Annotated in this window: 1 protein-coding gene and 1 pseudogene; both read right to left on the bottom strand. The window is 58.3% G+C overall.

Features of this window, described 5'->3' with window-relative positions; genetic code table 11:
- Window positions 1-523: pseudogene (locus tag AC1D0I_RS32770) on the bottom strand (hypothetical protein); the annotation flags it as partial.
- A partial coding sequence (locus tag AC1D0I_RS32765; RefSeq protein WP_477400213.1) for a glycine betaine ABC transporter substrate-binding protein occupies window positions 502-750 on the bottom strand: 249 nt, incomplete at its 5' end. The pseudogene AC1D0I_RS32770 and the gene AC1D0I_RS32765, both read right to left, overlap by 22 nt.

The raw sequence follows: 750 nt of genomic DNA, 5'->3' as shown, positions 1-750 counted from the left end.
CCACGGAAGCGAGCGTCAATGTCGCTTGAGCCCAAAGATTGAAAACAAGAAAGTACGCAAAAGTTGCAAACGCCAGGACAGCCAGGCGGCGCCCACCGGCGAGCCAACCCATGTAGGTTGCAGCAAGAACGACCGACACCCACGACAATGGCGGCAGAGTAACCGTTTCGGCTGCAGTGCGACCCGGAAAGGACCAGCCGGTGGTCAGAAGGTTCTGCAGGCCCCGCATCGGAAGGCCGACTGCCTCCCCACCCGCACGCGTCCAGACCCGGAGAGGCTCGCCAAAAATTTCGGATCGGCGAAGCAACTGGTTGAGCACATCGTTGGACATCTTAAGCAACGGCAGCAGCCATTGCTTCGGCCAGACGTACAACCCTTCGGGCAGCACCTCCCGCCCAACATAGGCAGCGACGAGCAAAATGAGGCCGAATGTCACCCACAAACGGCTGCTCAGCAGCCATTTGTGGCGGATGAGCGGCGCCACAGATGTCGCGCCGAAGGTTATTGAAGCCACGGTGACCACTTTTTCTCGTTGGTGGAAATCCACTCAGCCGCGGCAGCTTCGGGCGTAAGTCCGCCCTTATCCTGCTTGAGGATGCCCCAGGCAACATCGTCATTGGTCAGAACAAACTTCTTCAAGAGATCCGTTACATTGGGCTCGCGCTTGGCGAAATCATTGTTGATCAATTCGATGATATCTCCCGTGGGTAAAGCGCAGTCACCCACGAGATCGGGGGTGACGCCCCAGGC

This window comes from Mesorhizobium sp. P2_D1 (genome assembly GCF_056404455.1).
This window is presented reverse-complemented; position numbering and strand designations above follow the sequence as displayed.